This is a genomic window from Psychrobacter sp. AOP3-A1-26 (genome assembly GCF_052378235.1).
Lineage (GTDB): Bacteria > Pseudomonadota > Gammaproteobacteria > Pseudomonadales > Moraxellaceae > Psychrobacter.
The window spans coordinates 1-5,317 of sequence record NZ_JBQSXN010000124.1 but is presented as its reverse complement, the minus strand read 5'-3'; the positions used below and the strand labels follow the sequence as shown (position 1 = coordinate 5,317).

The window sequence follows — 5,317 nt, the reverse complement described above, 5'->3', positions numbered from 1 at the left end:
ATAAATAATTAATAACTGGCAGCCACTGCTAGTGTTATAGTTAGGTCTGGAATATAAAGTCACGCAAGTATGTCAGACTAATGACAAACGATGACTATATGGTGACGACATTAAATAGCCATGCTAGACTATTGCCATTTATTCCCTCTTATGTATTCCCTTTTGTCATATATTAGGATGTATTTCTCATGACCGCTATTCAGTTTATATTGATCGCCATTGCCGCATTTATCGTGCTTGCAGGGTTGTTTATGGTCATTCGTAGCTTTCAGCGCCGCAAAACGGCCGAAGCTGCCGCGGTCAATTATGATAAAAACGGTATTCCCATCATACCGCGTCATGAGCGCAATATCGTCGATCAGCCAGACTTGGATGATACCGTCGCGGGCGAGACCAGCATTGCGCCTGATCGCAGTTATCTCAATGCAGTGGTTGAAGAAGAGCCTTTGACCCAGCCACATAGCACTGTCGATGCGCAGCTGACAGCGGGGCGCGATGGTATAAATAGTGAGGCAAGCGCTGATGATAGCCATATCAGTGATGAGGATTATGCACGCTGGCAACAAGAGCAACAGCACGCTGATAATGCTGAATTTGTAGAAGCCGCTGGACAAATGAATGTCGAGCAAGAGCCAGATGCGTTTTCAAGCTTAATGTCGGCAACCGACAGTCTGATGCCATCGATTGATACGGCAGAAGAGCCAAGCTTTGACAATAACAGCCCAATACTTGATCAGCATCTATCAGAGCCAGTGGATGAAGCGCAAAACAGCCCATTAATTAATGCCAAAGACAATATTAATATCACCATATTGCCGCACCAATACCGTGACCGTCCACACGCCGTTATTCGCGGTCGTGATTTGTTGGCGTTAATTGATAAATACGGTCTGCGCTATGGGGCGATGAATATGTTCCATCGCTATGAGCAAAAAGATGGTACAGGCATGCTATGGTTCAGCATGATGGGCATTACCGACAGTGGTATCGCACCCTTTGATCCGCATAGCGTGGCGACCAATACTTATAACGGCGTAGTGGTCTTCTTATCATTACCGCATCCACAAGCCGTGCGTAGCTTCGATAGTATGATGAGTATTGCCTATATGATGGCAAGCGATTTGGACGCTATCATGCTCGATGAAGAAAACGAACCAATCACCCCTGAATATAAACAACAGCTGCGTAATCAAGTTCGTGATTATGAAGGCTAGTTAATAGTAGTTCATTCATGGCTGATTGATATGACAGCCAGTAAAAAAGGCAAATAGCGATAACGTTATTTGCCTTTTTTAATTTTCGGCTTATCGGTTTTTCATCTATAGTTAAAATATTTTAAAAACGCTACGGTACTGCTTGTATATTTTTTTGCAGCCTCTGTCTGCGTAGGCACAGCAAGCAAGAAAAAATTATACAAGCAGTATGTGGTGTATAGATATTATTTTTCATTGATTATAACTATTTATATACGTCTGTTTATCTATAAAATGTTATCCGACCCTCCTGCAAACTTGTTATCATATCGGCATCTTGAACCGTAAAGACGCTGACTATGACTGATCCTATTTTACCGCTTACTTCCAAAGACATTAACACTGGCAAATCTGTAGAAAATGATGCTGCTATTGTCACCCAAATGCGCCTGCTTATTGATACTTTAAAGACGCATAATTACGCCTATTATGTGCTCGATAATCCCATCTTAGAGGACAGCGAGTACGATCAGTTACGGCGTTCCTTATTGGAGCTTGAAGGCGAGTATCCAGATTTAATACAACCTGATAGTCCGATTAATCAAGTGGGCGATACGCCGCTATCTGCCTTTACTCAAGTCATGCATGACGTACCGATGCTATCGCTTGGCAATGTCTTTGAATACGATGATTTGCGCGACTTTATGCGCCGCGTCAATGATCGTTTGAATGACGCGCAGAAAAACCCTGAATATGAGATGGAGCTAAAACTTGATGGTTTGGCGGTGTCACTCAAATATGCTTATGGCAAATTTGTACAAGCGGTAACACGAGGTGATGGGCAAGTAGGCGAAGACATCACCCAAAATGCCAAAACCATTCGTAATCTGCCGCTATGGCTAGCTGATGCTACTGATATCGAGCTGTTAGAAGTGCGCGGTGAAGTGCTGATGCCAAAGGCAGGCTTTGAGCGTCTCAATCGCTTAGCAGCAGAAAAAGAAGAAAAGACATTTGCTAACCCACGTAACGCTGCCGCTGGGAGTTTACGCCAACTCGATCCAAGTATAGCCGCTAGTCGACCATTGGCGTTTTATGCCTATTCAGTCAATCAAGGACTGCCCGAAAGTATAGAGACCCAATCGGCCGCATTGGCTTGGATTGGTGATATTGGTTTTACCGTTAGTGCTGTAAGAGTGGTACAAAACCCGCGTGAGGCGCAAGCCTATTATGAGTCAGTTATTGCGACGCGTAGCGACCTGCCATTTGAGATTGACGGCATGGTGATTAAGGTGAATAGACTTTCATTACAGCAGCAGCTTGGCTTCTTATCGCGTGAGCCGCGCTGGGCAACGGCGTATAAATTCCCTGCCGAAACCGTCATGACGCGTCTACATGCAATTGAGTGGCAAGTCGGACGTACTGGCGCGATTACCCCAGTTGGTAAGCTCGAGCCTGTCAAAGTTGGTGGCGTCACCGTCAGTAATGTCACCTTGCATAATTTTGGTGAGATTCAGCGCTTAGACGTGCGCGCAGGCGATATGGTTAGCGTTCACCGCGCCGGTGACGTCATACCCAAAGTCACCCGCGTTTGGACAGATCTGCGCCCAGAAGATTCAAAACCAGTTAAATTGCCATCGACCTGTCCAGTATGTGACTCGCCTGTAGTATTGCCTGAAGATGAAGCGTTGGCACGTTGTACTGGCGGATTGTTTTGTCCCGCGCAGCAGCAAGAGGCACTGATTCACTTTGTCTCGCGTCGGGCGATGGATATCGATGGCTTAGGCGCGAGTTGGCTGATTAGCTTTTTTGAGCATGGCTTAATTAAAACCGTCGCTGATATTTATCAGTTGCACAACCATCAAGACGAGATGATTACTTATGAGAAGCTGGGCGAAAAATCGGTAAAAAATATCATCAGCGCAATCGAAGCCAGCAAATATACGACACTGGCGCGCTTTATCTATGCACTTGGTATTCGTGGCGTTGGTGAAACCACTGCGCAGAATTTGGCACAGCAATTTGGCGACCTTGACAGTCTAATGGCAGCAGATATCGAAAAACTGTTACTCACGCCAGACGTGGGCGCTATTACTGCTGAGCTTGCCTATAAGTTCTTCCGCGCACCGCACAATATAGAAGTCATCACCGCATTACGTGAAGCTGGCGTGCATTGGGATAAGGTCGAGCAAGTGGTGTCAGAGGGGTTGCCGCTCGATGGGCAAACGTGGGTTATTACTGGCGCGCTCGATAGCATGGCACGCGATGAAGCCAAAGCCAAGCTTCAAGCGCTCGGTGCCAAAGTATCCGGAAGCATCTCAGCAAAAACTACCGCGCTATTGGCAGGTGATAAGGCTGGCTCGAAGATGGCGAAGGCGGAGAAATTAGGGGTGAAAGTGGTGGGTGAGGATGAGTTTCTGGCGTTGGTTGGGGAGTAGGGCAAGTCCTTGCCATTAAAAGAGCAAAGAGACAGAAAAGAAAAAGCATGGCCTCAGCATCGCTTGCTTTAATGGTAGGCAAATATGCGGGTCATGAGCCGTCTTTTTTTAATGGCTCACTCGGCGCTCGCGTACAGCCAGTAGGGTGCGCCTAGCGCACCATCAAATATAGCTCACTCTAATTTATCAATAAAACTCGATGAGAATTCGAGACCATCATCCCCCCAATCTGCTAAATAGTCACCTTGCCTCACATAACGATGAAAGCTTGAATACGGCCAATCTACTACCTTTTTGACTAACCCATGCTTAACAGGGTTATAGTGCAGATAATCTATATGTCTTATAAAGTCTGCTTCGTTCTTTATTTCATGCTCGTAAAACCGACGTTGCCAAATGCCTCTTTCATGTCTCTTAACTTTTGAAGGGCTTAATTCATTTATTGGTAAGTGGTATTGTGGGCAAGCTTGGGTGGTTAAGCGCTTTATCTGTGACCAACGCATACTATAGTCAGCATCGTTTTCAGGCAGTCTCCAAATACAGTGCAGATGGTCGGGCAATTGTACCCATGCAATAATTTCAAAGGAATATTGTTGTTGAACTTGTTTTATACTTTTTTTAAAGGCTTGCAGGAAGTCATCTTCACACAGTATTTTTCTTCGGTTGTATGAAACCAAAGTAAAAAAGTAGGTAGCACCTTTCGTGTATGAACGAATGTATCGTGGCATCTGTATTTACCGTATGAGCCTTTATGTCTTATAGTTATGCGGGATAGATTCTATAGCTTACAGGTTTTTTAATCTTATCAGTGCGCAAGGCGCACCCTACAGTTTAGAGTTTCTTGGTAGAGTATGCGCAAAAACATACGCTATTAATCTCTACTCCGCCATCTCACCATACCCCTTCGCATCACCTTTCTTACCATCTGGCTGAATCACGATAGGTAATACCAATCCTTTTGCAAATTCTCCAGCCAATACATAATCATAATTACTGGCTTTAACCTCAGGCGTGGTATGAATAATAAGTGTCATATGGTCATCGTCAGTCAGCTCATGTGAGACGTAATTTTCACTCAGCTGATCCAAGGCTTTTGATAGTGCTTCATTACTTGCCATACTCACGGTTAGATTATGCTGAGCCGTAGTATTATCAACTTTGAAGTATTCTGCATAGTCTTTTACATTTTGGCTATCGCGCGCAAAAGGGTAGTCGTAGTTAGTGAGTTCGGCTGGTTTCTCACTGCTGTCCATGGCAGACCAATCAATCGCGTTTTCGGCTTTCGTTGATGAATCCGGTGTCGTTAGGGCTGAATCAGAGGACGAAGTAGTTGTTTCAGCAGTATCAGCACTGTTGTCGCACCCTGACAGCGCCCACATACTGGCACTAGCGACAATCATCATATTTATTAAGCGCTTCATTATTGAGTCATCCTTTTTATTGTTCAGCATCAAGCATTTTTATAGACGGGCTATTTTGACAGCTTTCTATACGCTTCTCTAGTTATATGCAGAAAAGGGCTGATTCTTATGTTAGGAAGTCAGCTAAGAAGGCGCGTTATTTATAGTCAGTGAGAAGTAATATCGCTATATCACGTACTGCTGGTACCGTTTTTTTCTGGCTTGCTGTGCCTACGCAGACAGAGGCTGCAAAAAAACTATACCAGCAGTATCGTAGCGTTTTTTAAAG

The 5,317-nt window shown here is 44.8% G+C and carries 4 protein-coding genes; 2 read left to right on the top strand and 2 right to left on the bottom strand.

Annotation, left to right across the window (positions count from 1 at the left end):
• The first annotated feature begins 188 nt into the window (after positions 1-188).
• Together ACT3TU_RS13420 and ligA are read left to right on the top strand one after the other, a co-directional pair.
• The gene (locus tag ACT3TU_RS13420) at positions 189-1,214 is read left to right on the top strand and encodes a cell division protein ZipA (RefSeq protein ID WP_192522580.1); all 1,026 of its coding nucleotides are present in this window, start codon (positions 189-191) and stop codon (positions 1,212-1,214) included.
• A 338-nt stretch (positions 1,215-1,552) separates the two neighbouring features.
• Positions 1,553-3,628: an NAD-dependent DNA ligase LigA gene (gene ligA / locus ACT3TU_RS13415; protein ID WP_192522579.1), complete on the top strand. Its 2,076-nt coding sequence runs from the start codon at positions 1,553-1,555 to the stop codon at positions 3,626-3,628.
• Positions 3,629-3,801: 173 nt separating this feature from the next.
• Here the strand turns inward: ligA and ACT3TU_RS13410 are convergent, their stop codons facing one another.
• Together ACT3TU_RS13410 and ACT3TU_RS13405 are read right to left on the bottom strand one after the other, a co-directional pair.
• The gene (locus tag ACT3TU_RS13410; RefSeq protein WP_192522578.1) at positions 3,802-4,356 is read right to left on the bottom strand and encodes an REP-associated tyrosine transposase; all 555 of its coding nucleotides are present in this window, start codon (positions 4,354-4,356) and stop codon (positions 3,802-3,804) included.
• Positions 4,357-4,506: 150 nt separating this feature from the next.
• The gene (locus tag ACT3TU_RS13405) at positions 4,507-5,049 is read right to left on the bottom strand and encodes a hypothetical protein (RefSeq protein WP_225736882.1); all 543 of its coding nucleotides are present in this window, start codon (positions 5,047-5,049) and stop codon (positions 4,507-4,509) included.
• Positions 5,050-5,317: the final 268 nt, after the last annotated feature.